At 59.0% G+C, this 21,597-nt stretch carries 20 protein-coding genes; 6 read left to right on the top strand and 14 right to left on the bottom strand.

The annotated features are described in order from the left end of the window. The 12 genes from CBB63_RS03565 to mutM form a co-directional block, all read right to left on the bottom strand. A partial coding sequence (locus tag CBB63_RS03565) for a hypothetical protein (RefSeq protein WP_286698176.1) occupies window positions 1–184 on the bottom strand: 184 nt, incomplete at its 3' end. A 6-nt stretch (window positions 185–190) separates the two neighbouring features. Beyond that, window positions 191–508, bottom strand: coding sequence for a VapC50 family PIN domain-containing toxin (locus CBB63_RS03560; RefSeq protein WP_286698175.1), 318 nt, complete (start codon window positions 506–508; stop codon window positions 191–193). A gap of 119 nt (window positions 509–627) precedes the next feature. Then, complete coding sequence (locus CBB63_RS03555) at window positions 628–1,158, bottom strand: hypothetical protein (RefSeq protein WP_286698174.1); 531 nt, start codon at window positions 1,156–1,158, stop codon at window positions 628–630. A gap of 1 nt (window position 1,159) precedes the next feature. Continuing rightward, on the bottom strand, window positions 1,160–1,600 hold the full coding sequence (locus tag CBB63_RS03550; RefSeq protein ID WP_286698173.1) for an SMI1/KNR4 family protein: 441 nt from the start codon (window positions 1,598–1,600) through the stop codon (window positions 1,160–1,162). 633 nt (window positions 1,601–2,233) lie between these two features. After that, window positions 2,234–4,648 (bottom strand): DNA topoisomerase (ATP-hydrolyzing) subunit B, encoded by a 2,415-nt coding sequence (gyrB, locus tag CBB63_RS03545; protein WP_005850135.1) that lies wholly within the window; start codon window positions 4,646–4,648, stop codon window positions 2,234–2,236. Window positions 4,649–4,726: 78 nt separating this feature from the next. Next, window positions 4,727–5,347 (bottom strand): LysE family translocator, encoded by a 621-nt coding sequence (locus tag CBB63_RS03540; RefSeq protein ID WP_005850134.1) that lies wholly within the window; start codon window positions 5,345–5,347, stop codon window positions 4,727–4,729. After that, window positions 5,344–6,441: a DNA replication/repair protein RecF gene (gene recF, locus CBB63_RS03535; RefSeq protein ID WP_286698172.1), complete on the bottom strand. Its 1,098-nt coding sequence runs from the start codon at window positions 6,439–6,441 to the stop codon at window positions 5,344–5,346. Before recF ends, CBB63_RS03540 begins: the two co-directional genes overlap by 4 nt. A 46-nt stretch (window positions 6,442–6,487) precedes the next feature. Further along, window positions 6,488–7,606, bottom strand: a complete 1,119-nt coding sequence (gene dnaN, locus CBB63_RS03530; protein ID WP_005850131.1) for a DNA polymerase III subunit beta — start codon at window positions 7,604–7,606, stop codon at window positions 6,488–6,490. 135 nt (window positions 7,607–7,741) lie between these two features. Continuing rightward, complete coding sequence (dnaA, locus tag CBB63_RS03525) at window positions 7,742–9,100, bottom strand: chromosomal replication initiator protein DnaA (RefSeq protein ID WP_286698171.1); 1,359 nt, start codon at window positions 9,098–9,100, stop codon at window positions 7,742–7,744. Window positions 9,101–9,625: 525 nt separating this feature from the next. Then, entirely contained in the window at window positions 9,626–9,889 is a 264-nt protein-coding gene (gene rpsT, locus CBB63_RS03520; protein ID WP_005850127.1) for a 30S ribosomal protein S20, read from the bottom strand. A 168-nt stretch (window positions 9,890–10,057) separates the two neighbouring features. Beyond that, the gene (locus tag CBB63_RS03515; protein ID WP_005850125.1) at window positions 10,058–10,834 is read right to left on the bottom strand and encodes an enoyl-CoA hydratase; all 777 of its coding nucleotides are present in this window, start codon (window positions 10,832–10,834) and stop codon (window positions 10,058–10,060) included. 64 nt (window positions 10,835–10,898) lie between these two features. After that, complete coding sequence (gene mutM / locus CBB63_RS03510) at window positions 10,899–11,750, bottom strand: bifunctional DNA-formamidopyrimidine glycosylase/DNA-(apurinic or apyrimidinic site) lyase (protein WP_286698170.1); 852 nt, start codon at window positions 11,748–11,750, stop codon at window positions 10,899–10,901. 89 nt (window positions 11,751–11,839) lie between these two features. Between mutM and ubiE the strand changes: the two genes are divergently transcribed. The 5 genes from ubiE (at window position 11,840) to tdh (ending at window position 17,086) form a co-directional block, all read left to right on the top strand. Next, on the top strand, window positions 11,840–12,592 hold the full coding sequence (gene ubiE, locus CBB63_RS03505) for a bifunctional demethylmenaquinone methyltransferase/2-methoxy-6-polyprenyl-1,4-benzoquinol methylase UbiE (RefSeq protein ID WP_005850121.1): 753 nt from the start codon (window positions 11,840–11,842) through the stop codon (window positions 12,590–12,592). Between the two features lie 3 nt (window positions 12,593–12,595). Then, the gene (ubiB, locus tag CBB63_RS03500; protein WP_037941134.1) at window positions 12,596–14,128 is read left to right on the top strand and encodes a 2-polyprenylphenol 6-hydroxylase; all 1,533 of its coding nucleotides are present in this window, start codon (window positions 12,596–12,598) and stop codon (window positions 14,126–14,128) included. 45 nt (window positions 14,129–14,173) lie between these two features. Then, window positions 14,174–14,740: a helix-turn-helix domain-containing protein gene (locus CBB63_RS03495; protein WP_286698169.1), complete on the top strand. Its 567-nt coding sequence runs from the start codon at window positions 14,174–14,176 to the stop codon at window positions 14,738–14,740. Window positions 14,741–14,858: 118 nt separating this feature from the next. Continuing rightward, the gene (locus tag CBB63_RS03490; RefSeq protein WP_286698168.1) at window positions 14,859–16,046 is read left to right on the top strand and encodes a glycine C-acetyltransferase; all 1,188 of its coding nucleotides are present in this window, start codon (window positions 14,859–14,861) and stop codon (window positions 16,044–16,046) included. Then, on the top strand, window positions 16,043–17,086 hold the full coding sequence (gene tdh, locus CBB63_RS03485; protein ID WP_286698167.1) for an L-threonine 3-dehydrogenase: 1,044 nt from the start codon (window positions 16,043–16,045) through the stop codon (window positions 17,084–17,086). Before CBB63_RS03490 ends, tdh begins: the two co-directional genes overlap by 4 nt. Before the next feature lie 153 nt (window positions 17,087–17,239). On the opposite strand, the gene serA is transcribed toward tdh, so the two are convergent. Together serA and CBB63_RS03475 are read right to left on the bottom strand one after the other, a co-directional pair. Then, window positions 17,240–18,835 carry a phosphoglycerate dehydrogenase gene (serA, locus tag CBB63_RS03480; RefSeq protein WP_286698166.1) on the bottom strand — a complete coding sequence of 532 codons (1,596 nt, stop codon included), beginning with the start codon at window positions 18,833–18,835 and terminating at the stop codon, window positions 17,240–17,242. An 82-nt stretch (window positions 18,836–18,917) separates the two neighbouring features. Beyond that, entirely contained in the window at window positions 18,918–20,057 is a 1,140-nt protein-coding gene (locus CBB63_RS03475; protein ID WP_286698165.1) for a phosphoserine transaminase, read from the bottom strand. 105 nt (window positions 20,058–20,162) lie between these two features. Here CBB63_RS03475 and CBB63_RS03470 point away from each other — a divergent pair, with 105 nt between their 5' ends. After that, window positions 20,163–21,512, top strand: a complete 1,350-nt coding sequence (locus CBB63_RS03470; protein ID WP_353744247.1) for a glycosyltransferase family 4 protein — start codon at window positions 20,163–20,165, stop codon at window positions 21,510–21,512. Window positions 21,513–21,597: the final 85 nt, after the last annotated feature.

The raw sequence follows: 21,597 nt of genomic DNA, 5'->3' as shown, positions 1-21,597 counted from the left end.
TGTCAGAAACCGAGTGATCTGGCGGAAAAGCTGACGTGCGAACCGGAAACCGACATTCGCCACTGCGCAGCGAGTCCGGAACTTTGGGCTCGAAGCCGTCATTTGCCGCAGGCTGGAAGAACGACCGGGAGATGCTTGCCTGCTGTACATGAGCAATGCCAAAGAAGTCGGCAGGAATGGTCATGCTTCCCTACAAAAATTCGATGTGCTCGCGTGCCTTCGCCGCGAGGCGAGGCATTCCGGCACGAGTTAGGTCCAACAGGAACTCTGAGACATCCATCGGAGGTTTTTTCAGTCTGGCTCTGAGGGTTCGCAGTGCGCCAGTGGTTTCCATCGAGAACAACTCAAACGCATCGGCCAGAAACTCATCCGGGTCCACGGTGATAATGTCGAACTCCTCAAGCACGTCCTCGGGGAAGTCCTTGTGGTTCTGCGTGACGATCACCTGAGTTGAGGACTTGATGCCTGCCGCCAGAACATGGCGGTCGTCCGGGTCTGGCAGTTCCAAACCAGCGATCAACGGAGAGCAGAAGTTCGCTGCGCTGCAAACTAACGACCGCAAAACAGACACCCTCATGGGTCGAGTTCCGCCACAGATTGGTGACACTCTCCCGTCTGCAGCTGTTTTCATTCGGCGCGCAGGTCAGCCCCTGACGGAGCCTTGATGTTCCACGTCAATCTCCGCCCGTTCAGAAGCTGAGCATAAGCACAGGGACCTACTTTCGGCCCGTGCATGTTGCGAAAGGTGCGTCGCATATTTCGATAGATCGTGGCCTCGAGCCGCAAGGCATCTGCCGCGGCGCCGTGAATCCAAAAATTCGACCGGATCAGTGCGCCGTCCGGATGCTCGCCATGTAGCTGAATTACGACGGCGGAAGAGATCTCCGGTGGACGGAACGCGTATTGCACGCCCTTGTAATTCTGGAACGCAGAGGCCCGAACCTGGGTGCCCGGCGGCACAAGGTAAAGGCTGTGCTCGAAATGACCTGGGAACATGCGCAGAAGATCGGGTATTTCACGCGAGCGACCATATAAAAGAACGTCCGGCGACTTGCAGTCCGGATGAACGGCGTAGACGAATGTCTCCTGTGCTTCGACCAGATCCATCAGGGCATGGAAATCGGCTGGAGTCGCGTAGAAGTAGGTGCATTTGCGCATGTCAGCCTATCTTCAATCCGGCGAGGAACGCCTCGAAACTGGGCGCGATGACGTGTAACCCCACATCAAGTGGAACTTCATGATCGAGGAATAGGATTTTCCCGTGGTTCGGTCCCTTAAGCGCAATGACGATCTGGTTGCCGCCATCATCACGTCCGATGCTCAGATACCATGGACGCAGTTCTTGGCCATAGTTTGCATAATAATGCCAAAGGTCATTGTAGGTATGTTGTGAATTCACGGCATAGAGCGCGTGCAGGGTGGTGCTCGTTTCGTGTCCGTTCACCGTAAATGTGACGAGCCGACTTTCAGGCGTTTGCCCGTTCTGCTTGGCAAGCCAGTCACGATAGGCGGAAGGAAGCGGCGCTTGGAGCACGCGTTCCAGCAGTTCTAACGTATCGGGGGCGAGGGACGACGGCGTGGTCGTGTGGTTAGTCCTCATGTCTGTGCCTCTCTCGCGCCGCCGTCCAAGCTCGGGGATTTTTTCGCTACTGGACCTCTCGCTCGGCCAATACTTCCGGGCGCAGGACAGTCCACTCGCATCGAGACGAGTATGGCATCATTCAAACCTATTTCTCCATCCTTAAATGATGTCTTTGGTCGTTGGTTCGGGGTCGTCTCGTGCCGGACACCGGAGGAGCCATGAAGGCCCGCTTTGTGACGCGACTACCAGAACCGCGCTTTTACACCTGCAAGATGCGGCGCTGCGGCATGTTCCAGTATGGGCTCAAACCGGGATTTCGCCGCAAGCTGGACGAACGGCCGGTTTGGGCCGTAATCGCCGCTTGTCCTAAGCGAATGTAATTGTAAACATAAAACGCGGAGCTGATTGGGGCGGTGCGAAAGGGTCCAGTCCAATGTCATGGGCAATGGCCATGGAGTGATTGAAAGCTAATTAAAATATTCACTCGGATTTGAAGGGGGAGGCGGCAAGCCTGGCGCGATCCTATAAGCCCTCCGTATTTGAGTGAATCAAATAAGTTATTTGATTAAAAGGATTTTATAGTATTTGGCTGCATCTGCGACGCGCAAGATTATGCGCGCCACGCAATTATATGTGCTTCCCTACAATCGCTTAAAAATCCAGGTTCTCCACGCTCAGCGCGTTTTGCTGGATGAATTCGCGGCGGGGTTCTACGACGTCGCCCATCAGCTTGGTGAAAAGGTCGTCTGCTTCGGCCATATCCGCGACCTTAACCTGCAACAGGGTGCGGGCGTCGGGGTCGAGCGTGGTTTCCCACAGCTGATCGGGGTTCATTTCACCCAGACCTTTGTAGCGTTGCAGGGACAGACCTTTTTCACCTTCGGCAAGGATCGCTTCCAGCAGGTCCATGGGGCCGTGGATCAGCTGGCTACGGTCTTTGCGCACCAGTTTGGCGGGCGTGCCGTAGACGTCTTGCAGATGCTCTGTGAACCCGCCCGAGCGTTTGGCCTCGCCCGACCGCAGCATACGACCGTCGAGGGTGCGCACCTCTTCCACGCCGCGCAGGATGCGGGCGAGGCGGACGCCGTGGTCTTGGGTGATGCGGCCTTGCCAGCCACGTTCCCATTCCAATGCGATCAGGTTCAGACGCTCTGCGACCTTGTCGGCCACGCCTTGCAGATCAGCATCGACCGCGCCCGGCACAAAGGCACCGGCGATGGCGGCCTGTTCCAGAATATGACGGGGGTAATGGGTCGGGAAAGCTTCGAGAACACGACGCATCTGGCGGGCCAGATCGACGACGCGGGCCAGATCCTGACCGGTGATTTCCTCGCCATTGCCCTGTTTTAGCATAGCGCCTTCAATGCCTTGCTGGATCAGGTAGTCCTCCATCGCGGCCTGATCCTTGAGGTAGACCTCGGACTTGCCACGCGACACTTTGTACAAGGGCGGCTGCGCGATATAGAGGTGGCCGTTCTCGATCAGCTGCGGCATCTGACGGTAGAAGAACGTGAGCAGCAGCGTGCGGATGTGCGCGCCGTCAACATCCGCATCGGTCATGATGACGATCTTGTGGTAGCGCAGTTTATCGATGTTGAATTCATCGCGGCCAATCCCGGTGCCGAGCGCCATAACAAGGTTACCGATTTCCTGACTGCCCAGCATCCGGTCAAACCGGGCGCGCTCGACGTTCAGGATCTTCCCTTTCAGGGGCAAGATCGCCTGTGTCTGGCGGTCGCGTCCCGTTTGCGCAGAGCCACCGGCGGAGTCACCCTCCACCAGAAAGACTTCGGTTTTGGACGGGTCTTTTTCGGAGCAATCCTTGAGCTTGCCCGCAAGGAAGTTCACATCCATCGCGGTCTTGCGGCGGGTCAGGTCGCGGGCCTTGCGCGCCGCTTCGCGGGCGTGGGCGGCTTCGATGATCTTGCCGACGACGATCTTGGCAATCTGCGGGTTTTCCTCGAACCATTCGGCCAGCTTTTCGTTCACCAGGCCTTCGACGGCGGGGCGCACTTCGGAGCTGACAAGCTTGTCCTTGGTCTGCGAGCTGAACTTGGGGTCCGGCACCTTGACCGACAGCACGCAGGTCAGGCCTTCGCGGGCGTCATCCCCGGTGAAGGATACTTTTTCCTTCTTCGCGATACCTGAGGACTGCGCGTAGTTGTTGATTGTCCGCGTCAGCGCCCCGCGGAAGCCCGCGGTGTGGGTGCCGCCGTCACGCTGCGGGATGTTGTTGGTAAAGGGCAGCACGTTTTCGTGGTAGCTGTCATTCCACCACATCGCGACTTCGACGCCGATATCGTCTTTCTCGCCCGAGATGAAAATCGGTTCGGGCATGACAGAGGTTTTCGACCGGTCGAGGTATTTCACGAATTCCTTCACGCCGCCTTCATAGAAAAGCTCGGTCCGCAGAGGTTCGGCAGGGCGTTCATCGGTCAGGATGATGCGCACGCCGGAGTTCAGGAACGCCAGTTCGCGCAGACGTTTTTCCAGCGTCTCGAAGCTATAGTCGAGGTTCGAAAACGTCTCGGTCGAGGCCATGAACCGGACTTCGGTGCCGGTGCGTTCGGTGGGGCCCACGACCTCCAGATGTTTGGTGGTGAAACCGCCTTCAAAGCGCGCGACATGTTCCTTGCCTTCGCGCCAGATGCGCAGTTCCAGCCAATCGGACAGCGCGTTCACAACCGAAACGCCCACGCCGTGCAGACCGCCCGACACCTTATAGGAGTTGCTGTCGAACTTACCGCCCGCGTGCAACTGGGTCATGATGACCTCGGCGGCGGAAACGCCTTCTTCCTGGTGGATGCCGACGGGAATACCACGCCCGTTGTCACTGACCGAGACAGAGCTGTCGTCGTGAATTGTGACGTTCACCGCATCCGCATGACCGGCCAGCGCCTCGTCAATACCGTTGTCCACGACCTCATAGACCATGTGGTGCAGACCCGACCCGTCATCGGTGTCACCGATATACATGCCCGGACGTTTGCGAACCGCTTCTAAGCCTTTGAGAACCTTAATGGAATCTGCGCCATATTCCTCGGGGAGCTGATCGGTGTCGGACATATTGGGAAACCTTCTTTTGTTACCCAATTTATAGTGTTTTCCGCCACGATTGTCACGCGCCTGACACAAGATTTTGCGTTAGACGAAGGGGATGAGCAAACCTACGCAGATCAGCAGCGCACCGGCCACGATGTTGATGCGTTTCAGGGTCGCCGGGTCGGTCATCAGGCCGCGCAATTTGCCCACTAAAGCGGCGATCGCAAGGTTCCCGAACAACGGGATCGCGACGGATGCGGCGATGATCGCGCCCACGTCCAAGGCGGTGACATGGCGCAGATCAAAGAAGCCCGGCAGCACACCGATATAGAACAGAACGGCCTTTGGGTTGCCCAGAATGGCCAGCAACCCGGCACCGAAACCGGCCCACGCGCCGGGGCGGGTCAGACGGTTGTCGCGGTCGATCTTGGCGTCGGCATGGCGGATCAGCAACACGCCCATGATCAGGAACACGGCACAGGCGATCCAGCGCATGCCAAGCATGAACATATCAAACACCGACAGGATCCAGCTGATGCCAAGCACCGCCACCAGCGGCCAGAGCATATCACCGATCGCCACCCCAAGGGCGAGCGGCCAGGCCGCGCCAAACCCGCCCGACAGCGCGCGTGCCATGATGGCAAGCCAGACAGGGCCCGGGGTCAGAAACAGGATCACAAGGGCGCCGCAGTACAGGAGCAGATCGGGCAGGGCGATGGTCATGGAAGCATCCTTGCGGTTGAAAGGCCGAGGGTCTCTGTCACCTCAAGCCGTTGGGCGCGGGGGCCGAGCGTGTCGAACAGCTCTTCTCCGGTGCCGGTCATCCAGGCTTGGGCCCCAAGGGCGCAGAGTTCGTCATAGAGCGCGGCGCGGCGGTTGGCGTCCAGATGGGCGGCGACCTCGTCCAGCAGCAGCAGGGGCGGCGCGCCGAAATCCGCGGCCAATGCGCGGGCGTTCGCAAGGATCAGCGACACCAGCAGGGCCTTCTGCTCTCCGGTTGAACAATCACGCGCGGGCACGTCCTTGGCGGCATAGATCCCTTCAAGATCGGCGCGATGCGGTCCGATCAGGGTCCGCCCTGCTGAAAGATCCCGCATCCGGTTATCGGCGAGCGCCTGACGCAGCCCCTCGGCGGTGGTGGGCATGTCGCAGATCAGATCAAGCGTCGCGGTGGGAAAGGCGGTCTCGGCCTGCGCCTGCGCCTCGGTGATGGCTTGCAAGGCGGCAACACGGTTGGCGTGGATCGCGCTTCCGGCCTCGGCCATTTGCTGTTCCAGCGCGATATACCACGACGGTTCGCGCACCATATCCTTCAGCAGGCGGTTGCGTTCGCGCATGGCCTTTTCATAGGCAAGCGACTGATCTGCATGGTCAGGCAGAAAGCTGAGCGTCATGCGGTCAAGGAAACGGCGGCGACCTTCGGCGCCTTCGATCCACAGACGATCCATCGACGGGATCAGCCACAGCACCCGCGCAATGCGCCCTAATCCGGTCTGCGCCGTCGCCTTGCCGTCAATCCGCACCTGCCGCGCGGCACCTGCTTCTGACCAGATCTCGACCTCGTGGATCTGGCCCAGACTGTGCAGATGTGCGGTGATCTTCCAGCCAAGCGCCTCTGGCCTGCGCGTCATATCCGACGCGCTTGACCGGCGCAGGCCGCGGCCGGGGGACAACAAAGACACGGCTTCCAGAATATTGGTCTTTCCCGCGCCATTGGGCCCGAAAATAGACACAGGCCGCGCGTCGCAATCGATCACCGCACGTTTATGCGAGCGAAAATGCGACAGCGTCAGCTGGGAGAGGTAAAGGCCGCTCATACGATTGGTATGAATGCGTTAAGATGTTCGACGTAGCCTGTCAGCGTCACACACGCATCGGCATAACGACATAGACCGCAGACATATCATTGCCTTCGCGCATCAACGTCGGATCACCGGAGGAGTTGAACAGGAACACGGCGTTTTCACGGTCTACCTGGCTTGCGATCTCAAGCAGGTATTTCGCGTTAAACCCGATCTCCAGCCGTTCGTCGGCATAGGCAACGACCAGTTCTTCCTCGGCGGCACCGCTGTCAGGCGCGTTGACGGACAGCACCAGACGATCTTCGTCCAGTTGCAGCTTGACGGCGCGGGACCGTTCGGAGCTTACGGTCGCAACACGGTCTACGGCGCGGGCGAAATCGCTGGCGTCGACTTCCATCTTGCGGGTATTGCCCTGCGGGATCACGCGGGTGTAGTCGGGGAACGTCCCGTCGATGACCTTGGAGGTCAGCGTGATGTCCGGTGTGGCAAAGCGGATTTTGGTCTCGGACACGGAAACGGCGATTTCCATATCGTCGTCGTCCAGCAGCTTGCGCAGCTCGCCCACGGTTTTGCGGGGCACGATCACGCCGGGCATTTCGGCGGCACCCTCAGGCATGGGCGCGTCAATGCGGGCCAGACGGTGGCCATCGGTGGCAACGCAGCGCAGCACCTTGCTNCCTTCGCTGTCCGAAATATGCATGTAAACGCCGTTCAGATAGTACCGTGTTTCTTCGGTCGAGATGGCGAATTTGGATTTGTCGAACAGACGGCGCAGCACGGGGGCAGGGGCCTTGAAGTTCGACTGGTATTCAGAAGTCGCCATGACGGGGAAATCTTCGCGCGGCAATGTCGCGAGCGAGAAGTTGGACCGGCCTGCTTCGACCGTCAGACGCCCCGCGGCGCTGTCGGCGGTCAGGCTGATCAACGCGCCATCAGGCAGCTTGCGCACGATTTCATGCAATGTGGTCGCGGAAACCGTGGTCGCACCGGCACGTTCGACCTGCGCCGCGGCCTTGTCGACCACTTCGATGTCCAGATCGGTCGCGCGGAACGACGCGTCAGAGCCTTCGGCCTCGATCAGCACGTTGGCGAGGATTGGGATGGTATTGCGGCGCTCTACCACGGATTGGGCCTGTGATACGGCCTTAAGCAGCGCGGCGCGTTCAATGCTGAATTTCATATGCCATCTCCATTCCGGCAGTCCGGGAGGGCAAACTACCCGATACCAATGTATTCACAAGAGTTTTGTTGACTTTTCAGCACGAAACGAAGGCCCGTCAAGGCCTTCGCGTGTCTTCTGTGCAAGCTGGTGCTCTTAAGCCTCGAGAGAGCGGCGCAGCAGTTCCAGATCTTCGGCGATCTGACCGTCGTTCTGCTTGAGCTCTTCGATACGTTTCACGCCGTGCATTACGGTCGTGTGGTCGCGCCCGCCAAAACGGCGGCCAATTTCGGGCAACGATCGGCTGGTCATTTTCTTGCACAGATACATGGCGACCTGACGCGGGCGGGCATAGCTGCGCAGACGCTTGGGGCCGACCATATCGCTGAGGCGGATGTTGTAATGCTCGGACACTTTGCGCTGGATCTCTTCGACGCTGACTTTGCGTTCAGAAGCACGCAGTACGTCGGCCAGACAATCCTGCGTCAGGTCCATGTTGATCTCGCGGCCGACAAGCGATGCAAAGGCGAACAGACGGGTCAACGCGCCTTCCAGCACGCGGACGTTGGTGGTGATGCGATGCGCCAGAAANTCGAGCACGCCAGCTTCGACCTCAAGACCGGGGTAGTTCTTGCGCTGCGCTTCCACCTTGTTTTGCAGAATGCCAAGACGCAGTTCGTAGTCGGTCGGATGCAGGTCAACGACCAGACCGCATTGCAGACGCGATTTTACGCGATCCTCAAGATCCTTGATCTCGCCCGGGGCGCGGTCTGCGGAAATAATGATCTGTTTGTTCTGATCCACGAGGGCGTTGAACGTGTGAAAGAATTCTTCCTGCGTGCTGTCCTTGCCCGCGATGAACTGAACATCGTCCACCATCAGCACGTCGACCGAGCGGAAGATTTCCTTGAAGTCCATCATCTTGCGATCGCGCAGCGCCTGCACGAAGCGATACATGAATTGTTCAGCCGACAGATACAGCACGTTCAGTTCGGGTTTGCGGACCTGAAGCTCTTGCGCGATGGCGTGCATCAAGTGGGTTTTGCCCAAGCCGACACCACCATAAAGAAACAACGGGTTGAAGGTGACGGGGCCACCTTCGGCAACGCGACGTGCGGCGGCGTGGGCCAGTTCGTTGGGTTTGCCGACAACAAAGTTGTCAAAGCTAAAGCGGGCGTCAAGCGGGGCGGCGTTGATCTGGCTGTTCGCAGGCTGGGCTGCGGCGGCGGGCTTGGGGCGGGCTGGGGCAGGATCAATGGCGGCGGGCTTGTCCTGTGGGGCGACCGCGAATTTCAGACGGCTGATGCTGATGTCTTCGGACTGCATTTCATGCAGCAGCAGATCGGCGAAGTTCTGGCTGACATAGTTGCCAAAGAAATTGGTCGGCACGAACAACGTGCAAATGCCGTCTTCGATGGGGCCAACAGTCAGCGGGTCAATCCAGGTAGTAAAGTTGTTCTGTCCAACCGTCTTTAAAAGCCGGTCCCGAATTGTCGTCCATTCTGCCTGCATCATGCGCCCTGCCGTCCCATTCTTTGATCGCTTCAGCACATACTGAAACGCTATTTTACCCAGTCAAAAGACAACAGACCGTTTNCCCGGTCCCACACAGAGAACCGGCCCGCCGTCCTTCGGACATTTTTACATAAGGCATGCCTGACGCGTGCGTTGGCGAAGCAAATCGCCAAACGTCGCTGCCGAACACACCGTTCGTCGTTTTTAAAAAGACAGGGCAAATGTGCTGGCAGCAGCATCTGCAGACGTCAGGTGGCCCCTAGCAAGACCATCCAAATTTCCCCGGCGGATGTTCGATATTCTAGCAAATATCTCGAACCGTTCGGGCCTGTCCCCCCAAGCGAAGTGAATCGCGTTTGATAGTGTTAGCAATCTCGGTCGGACTGATACAACACATCTTCAAACTTGACTCAGAGATTGGTGCAAAAGAATCTCATTCCCGTGATGCGAGTGCTACAGAAACAAAAAAAGCACCGCCGAAGCGGTGCTTTTAAGTTGTAAAAGATGACGTTAGGTCAACCGGGCTTAGCCCAGTGCTTTGACCCGCGACGCCAGACGCGACATTTTGCGCGAGGCTGTGTTCTTGTGGAAAACGCCTTTTGTCACACCGCGCATCAGCTCGGGCTGAGCGGCGCGCAGAGCGGCAGTTGCGGCTTCTTTGTCGCCGGATGCGATGGCTTCTTCGACTTTGCGCAGGAAGGTACGGATGCGCGAACGACGTGCTTTGTTGATTTGGAAACGTGCTTCGTTCTGGCGGGCGCGTTTTTTAGCCTGAGGTGTGTTTGCCATGAGGATCAGCCTTCATCTTGGGTATGTTCAAATTGCAAATACGCGACACAAACCCAACGACCGGAACCGATATCCGATAAGGTGATTCTAGCCAGAGCGGGCTGCACGCGCATGTATTAGGGCTGCCTATAGTCCAACCCGACACGCAATGCAAACCCGCAAAGCCATTTACTTGTCCCGGAACTGCGCTTCGCGCTTTTCAAGGAAGGCNGACATGCCTTCTTTCTGGTCTTCCGTCGCGAACAGCGAATGGAAAATACGACGCTCAAACAGCAGGCCCTCGCGCAGGGGCACTTCGAACGACCGGTTCACGGCTTCCTTTACCACCATGGTCGAGATCATCGATTTCTCGGCGATCTTGGCGGCGGCGGCCATGGCTTCTTCCATCAGTTTCTTGACGGGGACGACGCGCGATACAAGGCCCGCACGCTCTGCCTCGGCGGCATCCATGAAGCGGCCGGTCAGGTTCATGTCCATCGCTTTGGATTTGCCGATGGCGCGGGTCAGGCGCTGCGTGCCGCCAATACCTGCGACAACGCCAAGGTTGATTTCAGGTTGCCCGAATTTGGCGCTTTCGGAACAGATGATAAAGTCACACATCATCGCCAGTTCGCAGCCGCCGCCAAGGGCATAGCCCGACACAGCAGCAATGATGGGTTTGCGCACGCGCATGATCTGGTCTGTCTCGGGGGTGAAGAGGTCACCGGCAAAGACATCGACGAAGCTTTTGTCGCGCATCATGGCGATATCGGCACCGGCGGCAAAAGCCTTTTCCGAGCCGGTGATCACGATGCAGCGGACTTTTTCGTTTTCCTGAGCCGATTTCAACGCATCGGCCAGCTCGGTCATCAGCTGGTCATTCAGTGCGTTCATCGCATCGGGACGGTTCAGCGTGACAAGCGCGATGTGGTTGTCGACGTCGACCGTGATCGTTTCATAAGCCATCAAGAATGCTCTCGTTTGTTACGCTTTGAAAGATGTGCATACCACGGGGGTGGGGTGTTTCAAGTTATCTTTGGCATTGCGGGCAGTAGAAGGAAGACCGCCCCGACTGGACGATTCGCGCAATCTGATGGGTGCAGCCTTCACTGCGGCAGGGTTCTGCCTCGCGGCCGTACACGTCAAAGCTGTGCTGGAAATAGCCCAATTCACCGTCCGCGCGTTTGAAATCGCGTAAGGTGGACCCGCCTGCGGTAATCGCCTCGTTCAGCACATCGCGGATGATCGGGACCAGGCTGCCCACCCGTTTCGCCGCGATCCGCCCCGCCTTGCGCGCGGGGTGGATGCCCGCACGGTAAAGGGTTTCGCAGACATAGATATTTCCCAGCCCCGCCACGATCCGCTGGTCCAGTAGCGCGGTCTTGATCGGGGTATTCTTGCCCTTGAGCGCGGCAATCAGGTGGTCCTCGTGGAAGTCATTGCCCAAAGGCTCCGGCCCGATCGACGACAGCAGCTTGTGGCTGTCAGCGCTGGCAGTGTCCAACANGTCCATCGCGCCAAAGCGGCGCGGGTCGTTAAAGGTCACCCGCGCACCGTTGCCCATATGAAACACCACATGATCGTGTTTCTCGGGGGCGGGGTGGTCATGCACAAATTGCCCCAATGGATCGCCCGAGATCAGCATCCGCCCCGACATCCCCAGATGCACCAGCAGCGATTCCCCCGACGACAGATCGGCGAGGATATATTTTGACCGCCGCCGCAGCTGGGTCACCCGTTGTCCTGTCAGCCGTGCCGCCATATCTGGGGGGAAAGGCCAGCGCAGATCGGGGCGATTTACCTCGGCGCGGGCGATCACCTCACCCTCCATCACGGGGGATAGACCGCGACGCACTGTTTCGACCTCTGGCAACTCAGGCATGGTTGTTTCCCCTGTGACAAAAGGGGCGCATTGTACCTGCCCCCTCGCGCCCTATAACAAAGGTGCAGATCAAAGGACTACAAGACCCCATGACAAACGACAGCGACAAAACCACTCATTTCGGATTTGAAACCGTAGCCGAAAGCGACAAGGCCGGGCGCGTGCAGGGTGTCTTTAACTCTGTGGCCAGCAAATACGACATCATGAACGATGTGATGAGCGTCGGCATCCACCGCGTCTGGAAAGAGGCGATGATGGATTGGCTGGCACCGCGCGCCGGTCAAAAGCTGCTGGATGTCGCCGGGGGGACCGGCGATGTGTCGTTCAAGTTTCTGGGCCGTGCCGGATCGGGCCACGCCACCGTGCTGGATCTGACCGAACCGATGCTGGTCGAAGGGCGCAAACGGGCAGAGGCCGCAGCGATGGCCGATAGCCTTGATTGGGTCGTCGGCGACGCCATGGCGCTGCCGTTCGAGGATAATACCTTTGACGTCTATACCATCAGCTTTGGCATCCGGAACGTCACCCGCCCCCAAGAAGCGCTGAACGAAGCCTACCGCGTGCTGCGNCCCGGCGGGCGTCTCATGGTGCTTGAATTCAGCCAGCTGCCCAATCCGATGATGCAGAAAGCCTATGACCTTTATAGCTTTAACGTCATCCCCCGCATGGGGCAGATGATCGCGAACGACCGCGACAGCTATCAGTACCTCGTGGAATCGATCCGAAACTTCCCTGATCAGGAAACCTTCCTCGGCATGCTGCGCACCGCGGGCTTTGGGCAGGCGAAGTACCGGAACCTGTCGCTGGGGATCGCGGCGCTTCATTCTGGTTGGAAGATTTAACCCATGCGCGGACCTCATAATATCTGGCGGTTGATCCGCACCGGTGCAACTTTGGAGCGGACCGGCGCGATGAATGTCGTGCTGGACGCCTTTGATGCAACGCCCGCATTACGCTTTGTCGCCAAGGCGCTTGGCAAACCGTTCAAGTTTCTGGGCTATGCCGGTGATCCGTCCATGCCGCCCGCGACCCGTGCGCTGACCGCGCTTGGCCCTGCCTACATCAAGTTCGGTCAGGTGCTCTCTACCCGCCCCGATGTTGTGGGCGACGAGCTGGCCGTGCAACTGCGCGTGCTGCAAGACAAGCTGCCGCCGTTTTCCATCGAACAGGCCAAGGCAGAAGTCGAAAAAGAGCTCGGCCTGCCGGTCGATGCGATATTCTCTGATTTTAGCGAGCCCGTCGCCGCCGCCTCTATCGCGCAGGTGCACCGCGCCACCATCGCCGAAACGCAGGAAGACGTCGCTGTCAAAGTGCTGCGTCCGGGGATCGAGAAAGCCTTTCGCAAGGATGTCGATGCCTTCTATCTTGCCGCGCGAATGGTCGAACTTTTCTCGCCCGGATCGCGCCGCTTGCGCCCGATGGAGGTGATCGAACATTTCGATGGTGTGGTGCGGGGCGAGCTGGATCTGCGGCTCGAATCCTCAGCCGCGTCGGAATTTGCGGCGAACACCAAAGGCGATGCCGGCTTCCAACTGCCGGCGATCAAATGGGAATATTCTGCCCGCCGCGTCATGACCCTGGGCTGGGCAGATGGCGTCCCGATGGGCGACAACGCCGCGATTGATGCCGCGGGCCATGACCGTGTGGCGCTTGGCGACCGCGTGTTGCAGCTGTTCCTGAACCACGCGCTGCGCGACGGGTATTTCCACGCGGATATGCATCAGGGCAACCTCAAGGTCGCGCCGAACGGCGATATCATCGCCTATGATTTCGGCATTATGGGCCACATCGATGAATACACCCGCCGCGTATATGCCGAGATCCTGTTCGGCTTTATCCGCAAGGATTACAAACGGGTGGCAGAGGTGCATTTCGAAGCGGGCTACGTGCCTGCCGACAAGGATGTTGACGAATTCGCCCGCGCCCTGCGCGCCGTGGGGGAGCCTATCTTTGGCATGGACGCGACCCGCATTTCGATGGCGCGGCTGCTGACCTACCTGTTCGAGGTCACGGAACGTTTCGGCATGGAAACACGGACAGAACTGATCTTGCTTCAGCGCACCATGGTCGTCGTCGAAGGCGTCGCCCGTTCGCTCAACCCGCATATCAACATCTGGGAAGTGTCGAACCCGATCGTGACGGACTACATCTCTAAGTCCATCGGCCCCCGTGCTGTGATCAAGGATCTGAGCAAGACCGCTATGGTCCTCGCCCGTTTTGGCCCGCGTCTGCCTGCGCTTGTCGAAAATGCGTTGATCCGGCAGCAAGACGAAACGCCGCCACAACGTCCTGCATTCCGCCGGTGGATCATTCTTTCCGCTATTGTCGGGGCAGGGACGGCGACGGGGATTATCGCGATTTTACAGGCGCTCAGCTAGCGCCTGCCATTGACAGCGGGGCACCCTGCGGCCCATCTATCCGGCATGACGGATAATCCAGACGCTATACTGACGCAACTTCCCGCCCGCCTGAAGGCCGCGCGCACCGCTCAGGGCCTGAGCCTTGATGCGGTGGCCAAGCTTTCGGGCGTGTCGCGGTCCATGGTCAGCCAGATCGAACGCGGTGAAAGCAGCCCCACCATCGCCACCCTGTGGAACCTGACCCGTGCGCTNCAGGTNGATTTCGCGGGCCTTCTGGACAGCGCGCCAACGCCCGCGCAGATCGAGGTTNTGCGCGCGGCCGAGGTGCCGACGATCAACAATCTCGGCTCCGGCTGCCGCATCCGCATCCTGTCGCCCCCCGAAGAGGCTGGCAAACACGAGGTTTACGAACTGTTGATCGATGCAGGCGGCATGCTGGACAGCCAGCCCCATACCCGCGGCGCGCGCGAGCATCTGACCGTGTCGCAAGGCACGGTAGAACTGCGNAGCGGCGANGCCGTCGGCACTGTCCACGCNGGCGACACNGCGCGNTATCCNGCNGATGTCCCNCACCGGATCGCTGCGACAGATGGNCCTGTTCGGGCTTTTCTGGTCGTGCAGGACGCCTGACCGTTTGGGCTATGGTGTGAGNATCCATGATATAGGAAAAAATCCGCTATAAGGGATTTCCTCTATTTCGGAACCGTNTCCGATATGATAGAACCTGCCTGAGAAAAGGAGTTCTATCATGACCCAAGCCTACCTAGATCACGTCAACGCCACNCTGTCCGGCATCGCCGCGGACGGTATGATGAAGCAAGAGCGCATGATCACCTCGCCCCAATCCGGTGAGATCACGGTGGGCGGGCGTCAGGTGATNAANCTTTGCGCAAACAACTACCTGGGGCTGGCNGACCACCCCGATCTCATCGCNGCNGCCCGTGACGCGATGGACCCCAAGGGGTTCGGCATGGCCTCTGTCCGNTTTATCTGTGGCACACAGGACATCCACCGCGAGCTGGAACAAAAGCTGGCGGCCTTCCTCGGGAAAGACGATTCTATCCTGTTTGCGGCTTGCTTTGATGCCAACGGCGGGCTGTTCGAGCCCCTGTTCGGGCCAGAGGACGCNATCGTCTCGGACAGTCTGAACCACGCCTCGATCATCGACGGCATCCGCCTGTGCAAAGCCAAACGCTACCGCTATGCCAACTCGGACATGGACGACCTTGANGGTCAGCTCAAGCTCGCCCGCGAGGAAGGCGCGCGGTTTATCATGATCGCCACCGACGGCGTGTTCAGCATGGACGGCTATCTGGCGAAACTGCCCGAAATCACCAAACTGGCCGAGAAATACGAAGCGCTGGTGATGGTCGACGACTGCCACGCGACAGGCTTTATGGGCCCGAAGGGGGAGGGCACGCCAGCGCACTTCGGGGTCGATGTGGATATCCTGACAGGCACCTTGGGCAAGGCGCTTGGCGGGGCCATCGGCGGTTATATCGCAGGGCCGCAGCCCGTGATCGACCTGCTGCGCCAACGCGCGCGGCCCTATCTNTTNTCGAATTCACTGCCGCCGTCGATTGTCATGGCCGGGATCAAGGCGCTTGAACTGGTCGAACAAGGGGACGATCGTCGCANGCAACTGTTCGAGAANGCGAAATACTGGCGCGAGGGGNTGACCNATCTCGGCTTTGACCTNCTGCCCGGTGAACATCCGATCATCCCCGTGATGCTGGGCGAGGCGCAGTTGGCGCAGGATATGGCAGCGCGCCTGTTCGAGGAAGGCGTCTATGTCAGCGGCTTTTTCTTTCCCGTTGTGCCCCGCGGTCAGGCCCGCATCCGNACCCAGATGAATGCCGCGCTGACCCGCGATGAGCTCGACCGCGCGCTCGAAGCCTTCAAGGTGGCGGGCAAAGCCTGTGGGGTTCTGTCATGAGCAACGAAATGAAGGCGCTGTGTAAGTCCGAGCCCCGCGAGGGGCTGTGGATGACCCGCGCGCCGGTGCCGGAAATCGGGCCGGATGACGTGCTGATCAAGATCAACAAAACCGGCATCTGNGGCACGGATATCCACATCTGGAACTGGGATGAATGGGCGCAGAATACNGTGCCTGTCCCGCTGATCACCGGCCATGAATTTGCCGGAGAGATTGTGGAACTGGGCCGCAATGTCACGGATCTGACCATCGGGCAGCGCTGCTCGGGCGAGGGGCATCTGATCGGAAAAACCTCGCGCCAGTCGCGGTCCGGCAAGTTCCACCTTGATCCCGCCACGCGTGGTATCGGCGTGAATGAACANGGTGCCTTCGCGCAATATCTGCGGCTGCCCGCGTTCAATGTNGTCCCGCTGCCCGACACGATTTCGGACGATATCGGAGCGATCCTCGACCCGCTTGGCAATGCGGTACACACCGCGCTGAGCTTTGATCTGGTGGGGGAAGATGTGCTGATCACCGGTGCNGGCCCCATCGGTATCATGGCCGCAGCGGTCGCCCGCCACGTCGGTGCGCGTCATGTGGTGATCACGGATGTGAACCCCGCCCGGCTAGAGCTCGCCGCCAAGGTCGCCGATGTCGTCCCCGTCGACGTGCGTCACGAAGACCTTGCCGATGTCATCGCGCGGCTGAAGATGAAACAGGGCTTCGACGTCGGGATGGAGATGTCGGGCAATCAGGTNGCNCTGGATCAGATGGTAGAGGCNATGACCATGGGCGGGCGGATCGCGATGCTGGGCATCCCGCCGGGNAAATCGCCCGTCGANTGGTCGCGCATCGTGTTCAAGGCGATCACCGTCAAAGGGGTCTATGGCCGCGAGATCTTCGAGACGTGGTACAAGATGATCGCCATGCTGGAAAACGGCTTGGACGTGAGTGAGATCATCACCCATCGTTTTGACGTCGACGACTTCCAGACGGGGTTTGCGACGATGAAATCGGGGGCCTCTGGCAAAGTGGTGCTGGACTGGACCGGCGCGTGATGCGTCGGGGTCAGCGGTAGGGGNGAGCCTGTAGGGGCGCTGCCCCCGCAGCCTTTGGCTGCTCCCCCGGGATTTAGGCCAATTGGAAGCAGGCAAAACAAAAGCGCCCCCGGTGANGGGGGCGCTTTGCGNTTNTTTGATGCGCTGTGGGTCTTAGGCGACTTCGAATTCGAGCTCTTTGACCTGTTTGAACAGACCTGTATCACGCAGGTCTTTCAGCGCTTTCTCGGGCAGTGGGCCGTCAATATAGAGCAAAGCAATCGCCTCCCCTTTGGCGGTGGACCGGCCGAGGGTGAANTTCGCGATGTTCACGTCGTTCGCACCCAGGGTCTGACCCAGCGTCCCGATGATGCCGGGCACGTCGTTGTTGGTGGTGTAGAGCATATGCGCACCAACTTCGGCTTCGATATTGATGCCTTTGATCTGGATGAACCGTGGTTTGCCATCCGAGAACACGGTGCCCGCGATCGACCGTTCACGTTTCTCGGTGACAACGGTCACTTTCACATAGCCGTCGAAGACACCGGATTTGTCCTGATTGGTGGTGCTGATCTGGATGCCTTTTTCGCGCGCAACAACGGGGGCGCTGACCATGTTCACGTCGGGGTTGGCACGTTTCATGATGCCCGCCACGACCGCGCAGTTCAGCGCGTTCAGGTTCATCTCGGACACCTGACCGTCGTAAAGGATGTTGATCGCCTTCACGGCTTCATCCGTCATCTGGCCAATGAAGGCCCCAAGGTGACCCGCCAAAGTGATCCACGGGCCCATGACCTTTGCCTCTTCGGCGGTGACGGACGGCATGTTCAGGGCGTTTGTGACGGCACCAGTCAGCAGGTAGTCGGACATCTGTTCAGCGACCTGAAGTGCCACGTTTTCCTGTGCTTCAGTCGTGGCGGCCCCAAGGTGGGGGGTGCAGACGACGTTGGGGAGGCCGAACAGCGGGTTTTCGGTCGCGGGCTCTTCCTTGAACACGTCGAAGGCTGCGCCAGCGACATGGCCGGATTTCAGCGCTTCGGCCAATGCTTCTTCGTCGACCAGGCCGCCGCGGGCACAGTTAATGATCCGCACACCTTTTTTGGTTTTCGCCAAGGCTTCCTTGGACAGGATATTTGCGGTTTGATCCGTGTAAGGCACGTGCAACGTGATGAAGTCNGCGCGCGCCANCAGATCGTCCAGCTCGACTTTCTCGACACCCATCTTCTTGGCTTTTTCCTCGCTCAGGAAGGGGTCATAGGCCGCGACTTTCATCTTCAGGCCGCGGGCGCGATCGCAGACGATGCCGCCGATGTTGCCGGCACCGATTACGCCAAGGGTCTTGCCCGTAAGCTCGACCCCCATAAATTTGGACTTTTCCCATTTGCCGGCATGGGTGGAGGCCGAAGCCTCGGGGATTTGGCGGGCAACGGCGAACATCATCGCAATCGCNTGTTCTGCCGTGGTGATCATGTTGCCGAAGGGGGTGTTCATGACGATGACACCCTTTTTCGAGGCCGCATCCTTGTCGATGTTATCGGTGCCGATACCGGCGCGGGCGATCACCTTGAGGTTGGTCGCATTGGCGAGGATCTTTTCGGTCACTTTCGTCGCGGACCGGATGGCGAGCCCGTCGTAATCGCCGATCACAGCGGCAAGCTTGTCCTTGTCTTTGCCAAGATCGGGTTGGAAGTCNACGTCAATGCCGCGGTCTTTGAAGATTTGAACGGCGGCGTCCGAGAGTTTGTCGGAAATAAGCACTTTGGGGGCCATGATTGGCGCTCCTTTTTTGAATAGAAGGGGGGGCGTGGGNTAGCCACCCGCCTGGCGTGATCGCCAAGCGGGGAACCCGAAATTAAGCGTTGATCTCGGCTTCGAAAGCCCATTCCAACCAAGGCAGCATGGCCTGGATGTCAGAGGTTTCGACGGTGCCGCCGCACCAGATCCGCAGACCGGCAGGGGCATCGCGGTAGGCNCCGATGTCCAATGCGACATCCTCGTCCGCGAGACGTTTCGCGACAGCTTTTGCGAAGGCTGCGCCGTCTGTGATCCGGTCGTCATTGAATTTCAGGCAGACCGATGTGTTCGACCGTGTCGCCGGATCAACCGCNAGGAATTCGATCCAGTCATGCGTGTCCACAAAATCCGTGATCGCTGCCGTATTCGCATCGGCGCGCGCGATCAGACCTTGCAGGCCGCCGACGGATTTCGCCCAATCAAGCGCCAGCAGGTAATCTTCAACGCAAAGCATCGAAGGCGTGTTGATCGTCTCGCCCTTGAAAATCCCGTCGATCAGCTTGCCACCTTTGGTCAGGCGGAAGATCTTGGGCAGGGGCCAAGCAGGCGTATAGTTTTCAAGCCGCTCGACGGCACGAGGGCTGAGGATCAGCATGCCGTGTGCTGCTTCGCCGCCCAGAACTTTCTGCCAGCTGAANGTCGTCACATCCAGTTTGTCCCACGGCAGATCCATCGCGAAGGCAGCCGATGTCGCATCGCATAGNGTCAGCCCCTTGCGGTCGGCAGGGATAACATCGCCCGTTGGGACGCGCACGCCAGAGGTTGTCCCGTTCCAAGTGAAGCACACGTCGTTGTCGTAGTTCAACGCCGACATGTCGACAATTTGACCATAATCCGCGGTATGTACCGTATGCTCGATCTTGAGCTGTTTCACGGCGTCGGTCACCCAGCCTGCGCCGAAGGATTCCCATGCGACCATTTCCGCAGGGCGTTCGCCCAGCAACGACCACATCGCCATTTCATAAGCGCCAGTGTCAGACGCCGGAACGATGCCGATCTTATANTCGGCAGGCACGCCCAGAATTTCGCGGGTGGTTTCAATTGCTTCAAGCAATTTCGCTTTGCCCGGTGCCGCGCGGTGGCTACGCCCCAAAGGCGCGCTCGCAAGCTTGGTCAGGTCATAAACGGGGGGTTTGGCGCACGGGCCAGAGGAAAAACGCGGATTCGTGGGCCGCGAGGTCGGTGTCGTAATAGCCATGTAGCTACCCTTTCAGATAAGCGCCCTTCGTTGGGGAAGGGTGTCCCACGTGCCGGAATACGCGGGGCGAAAGGGCGCGGCAAGCCCCCAAATCAAGCAAGATTGATGCAAATACTGGGTAATTGGCGGAACCGACCGGCGATGTTTCCTATTGGAGACAACTTAGGGCGACGGCGCTTCGGAATTAACTTCATGTTCACCCGTGGCTGCCAAAACGGACGCCAATCTGATTCTGATGTTGAAGGACCTATGCCCGAACCGCCCGTGCGTCATATCTTGATCGTGGTTGAAAACCTACCAGTGCCGCTCGATCGCCGGGTCTGGCTGGAAGCGACGACNTTGGTCCNCGCNGGCTACCAAGTCTCTATCATTTCGCCCANGGGTCAGGGATGGGTTGCGCCATTTGAACGGCGCGAAGGNGTGGATATTTACCGGTACCCCGCTNCTCCTGAAACCGGGGGCGGCGCGGTTTCATATGCAAGGGAATATGCTAGCGCAATCTGGCATTGGTTTCGGCTTGCGCGGCGTATTTGGCGGCAAAATCCTTTTCAGGCGATCCACGGGTGCAATCCACCTGATCTAATCTGCCTTCTTGCCATGTGGTACCGACGCAAGGGCGTTTCTTATGTGTATGACCAGCACGATGTCTGCCCAGAACTTTTTGTNGCCAAGTTTNNNAANCAAGGCGTAGGTTACCACGTCATGCGAAAGTGTGAATTGCTCAGCTACCGTGCTGCATCGNTGGTNATATCNCCGAATGAAAGCTTTCGCGAAATCGCGATGACACGGGGCGGCAAATGCCACGANGACATATTCGTTGTGCGCTCCGCTCCGAATCTNACAGATTTTACGCCCGGGCCAGGGTCGCAGAGATACCGGCGCGAGGGANAGACGCTNCTTGGGTANGTCGGCGTGATCGGACAGCAGGAGGGNATGGATCTGTTGCTTTCCGCGGCGCATCACCTTGTGACCTCGGGCACGCGCGATATCCACTTTTTGATTATCGGCTTTGGTCCCTCATTGCCTGACATGAAACGTCAGGTCGATGACCTTGGGCTGACGGGTTACTTTACGTTCACCGGCGCACTTTATGGACGCGCTTTGGTGGACGCCTTGAACACGATAGATGTTGGTCTTGCCCCAGATCCCTGCAATGAGATGAACGACATATCATCAATGAACAAGGTGGTTGAATACATGGCGCTGGGCAAACCTGTCGTTCAGTTCGACCTGACCGAAGGTCGGCGCACCGCCGAAACGGCCTCCCTCTACGCGGCTTCAAATGATCCGATCCGATTTGCCGATTGCATTAAACAGCTCATCGACGANCCGTCANTAAGAGCGGCGATGGGGAAGGCCGGGCGCGAGAGGGTCGTGAATGCGCTGGCATGGTCTTCGTCCGAACCGCATCTCTTGGCGGCATATACGCGACTTGGCGACAAGCGCCTGCGCTGAGTGGCCGGCGCAAACCATAGTTTACCGTAAATTACATCATGCAATGGAACGGGTTCATAGCCGNCTTCGTGGTTGGAACACGTCA

Origin of the sequence: Sulfitobacter sp. TMED3, assembly GCF_002167505.1 — a bacterium.
In the GTDB taxonomy this organism is placed as follows: Bacteria; Pseudomonadota; Alphaproteobacteria; order Rhodobacterales; family Rhodobacteraceae; genus Sulfitobacter; species Sulfitobacter pontiacus.
The sequence above is the reverse complement of the archived record's forward strand: the minus strand, read 5'-3'. Positions and strand labels throughout refer to the sequence as shown.

What these genes read in the sequence shown, in the direction of transcription:
- CBB63_RS03555 (WP_286698174.1), bottom strand. Translation starts at nt 1,158, where the DNA reads ATGCGCAAATGCACCTACTTCTACGCGACTCCAGCCGATTTCCATGCC.
- CBB63_RS03550 (WP_286698173.1), bottom strand. Translation starts at nt 1,600, where the DNA reads ATGAGGACTAACCACACGACCACGCCGTCGTCCCTCGCCCCCGATACG.
- gyrB (WP_005850135.1), bottom strand. Translation starts at nt 4,648, where the DNA reads ATGTCCGACACCGATCAGCTCCCCGAGGAATATGGCGCAGATTCCATT.
- CBB63_RS03540 (WP_005850134.1), bottom strand. Translation starts at nt 5,347, where the DNA reads ATGACCATCGCCCTGCCCGATCTGCTCCTGTACTGCGGCGCCCTTGTG.
- recF (WP_286698172.1), bottom strand. Translation starts at nt 6,441, where the DNA reads ATGAGCGGCCTTTACCTCTCCCAGCTGACGCTGTCGCATTTTCGCTCG.
- rpsT (WP_005850127.1), bottom strand. Translation starts at nt 9,889, where the DNA reads ATGGCAAACACACCTCAGGCTAAAAAACGCGCCCGCCAGAACGAAGCA.
- ubiB (WP_037941134.1), top strand. Translation starts at nt 12,596, where the DNA reads ATGCGCGGACCTCATAATATCTGGCGGTTGATCCGCACCGGTGCAACT.